Raw genomic sequence first — 2,415 nt, 5'->3', positions numbered from 1 at the left:
ACAATCGCATCGCATTTTGCTTTCAATTCTTGCAAGCGATATTGCGCGGTAAACAAGGCCGCAGCACTTGCATTCTTGCCTGGTTCGATGATCTCTCGCACAACTGGGAACATTGCTTCAGGTTGCTCATCAATTAAAGGTTGTGTTGCCAAGTAACGCTCAGTTACCCAAGGTCCCTCGTATAACAATTTCGCAGCTTCAACAAAGGGCGAGAAGTCGAGCTCTTCAATCTGAGCACCGTCATCTTTAATGCGTTCTACAGTCGCTAAATACGCATGCTCGTATGCTGCGTCACCGAAGAATTCGAGCTGATCTGATTGGATGACTCCGATTTTCAAATCCCCTGCACGCACACCATATTGCCGTGTTTGATTAGGATAAGGATTGGCACGACTATAGCCGTCATTGTCATCAAGCCCTTCTGCGACCGACAAAACTAAGTTCGATTCATCTGCGTTCAGCGCAAAAATCGTCATGCAATCTAAGCTACGACACGCTGGCAACATGCCGCTGGCAGACAACAACCCTCGTGTTGGTTTAACGCCATATAAGTTATTCAGGCAGGCCGGCACGCGTCCTGAACCGGCGGTGTCAGTGCCTAAACTGAAGCTTGCTAGGCCTAAGGCGACTGACACAGATGAACCCGCGCTTGAGCCACCACTGATGTACTTCGCATCGAAGGCATTACGACATTCACCGTAGGGCGAGCGTGTGCCATTTAGCCCTGTGGCAAATTGATCCAGATTCGTTTTACCAACAGGTATGGCGCCTGCTTTGATAAGTTGATCGACCACAAACGCAGACTCATCGGGTGTGTAGGCGAAGGTTTCACAGGCGGCTGTGGTCGGAATACCTGCCAGATCAATATTGTCTTTGATCGCGAACGGAACGCCCCACAAAGGCAGAGAATTGACGTCACCCGCTTCCAGTTTGCTTAGGTAGCGATCAAGCTCGGCGTCGCTTAATAAGTGAATCCAAATATTCCGATCGCTATAAGCCTCTGTGCGCTCACGAATATCTGCCAATACTTGTCTAGGCGTTGTGGTTCCAGCGGCATAGGCCTGCTTGAGTGTTTCGATGCTTAATGGTGTGATGGTTTGATCCGCAATCGCTAGGTTTAAACTATTCATTACTACTGTTCTCTTTGATTATTCTGTTCACGTTTTTTAGACAGGCACACCTTTGCGTCTTAGTGCTCTTCGATCACTACTAAGGCTTGTCCTGGCGACACGCGCTGACCTTTATCTAGTAGCACTTGTTTGACGACGCCCGAGCTTGTCGCATGAACAGGAATTTCCATTTTCATGGACTCTAAAATCATCAAGACCTGACCTTTAACAACTTCTGAATCCGACGTAATCTCGCTCTGCCAAACACTCCCTGATACAGGGCTGTCTACAACAATCTGCCCTTCCTCCCAGCTCGTTTCACTCAAATCGAGATTATCTTCAGCCACTTCGAAGTTAAACTGTCCTGTACGATGCCACTCTGCCAACTCCGCTTCAAAAGCGGCTTCGCGTTTGCCCTTAAAGGTATCAATGGATTCTTGATTCTCGGATAAAAACGCTTGATATTCAGATAGGCTGAATGAGCCTTCTTCAACTTTGATCGGGTAAGTGCCAACAGGAAATTGCTCACGAATTGTCATCAATTCGTCGTGAGAAACCTCATAGAATCGAATTTGATCAAAGAAGCGCAAAAGCCAAGGTTTCTCGAAAAACTCGGTCTTCCTGTAGCGATTCCACATTTGAAGCGTGCGGCCAACAAACTGATAACCGCCCGGCCCTTCCATGCCATAAACACATAGATATGAGCCACCGATGCCAACAGAGTTTTCGGCTGTCCACGTGCGCGCTGGATTGTACTTTGTGGTCACAAGACGATGACGGGGATCGACAGGCGTGGCAACCGGCGCACCTAAGTACACATCGCCTAAACCCATCACCAAGTAAGAGGCATCGAAGACAATTTTCTTCACATCATCAATGCTTTCTAGCCCATTGATACGGCGAATAAACTCTAAATTACTTGGGCTCCACGGTGCGTTTTCACGAACGGTTTGATCGTACTTTTCAATCGCCAATCGACAAGCTTCGTCATCCCAAGACAGCGGCAAATAAACCGTACGCGATGGTACACGTAAAGACTGAAGTCGTGTTTTCAAGGCATCCTCTGCTGACTGCAAGTGCAGCATCAACACGCCTAAAGACAGGGTCTGACTGTCATAGTGCACTTGAAGAGAACGGATTCCCGGAGTGAGTTCAAGCACACCTTCTATGTCTGCATCTTGCAAGAATTGCATCAAAGCATGCGCTCGAAAACGTAGAGCAATATCTAAGCTCTGCTCACCATATTCGACCAACAAGAACTGATTACCGGCGACACGATATGTCACCGCAACGCCATACTCTTCAG

The 2,415-nt window shown here is 48.0% G+C and carries 2 protein-coding genes; both read right to left on the bottom strand.

Features of this window, described 5'->3' with window-relative positions:
• Positions 1-1,130 (bottom strand): allophanate hydrolase (locus A3762_RS23305; RefSeq protein WP_156493695.1); only part of this gene is annotated, 1,130 nt, incomplete at its 3' end.
• Positions 1,131-1,189: 59 nt separating this feature from the next.
• Positions 1,190-2,415 (bottom strand): carboxyltransferase domain-containing protein (locus tag A3762_RS23300; protein WP_156493694.1); only part of this gene is annotated, 1,226 nt, incomplete at its 5' end.

Source organism: Oleiphilus sp. HI0125 (assembly GCF_001635355.1).
The sequence above is the reverse complement of the archived record's forward strand: the minus strand, read 5'-3'. Positions and strand labels throughout refer to the sequence as shown.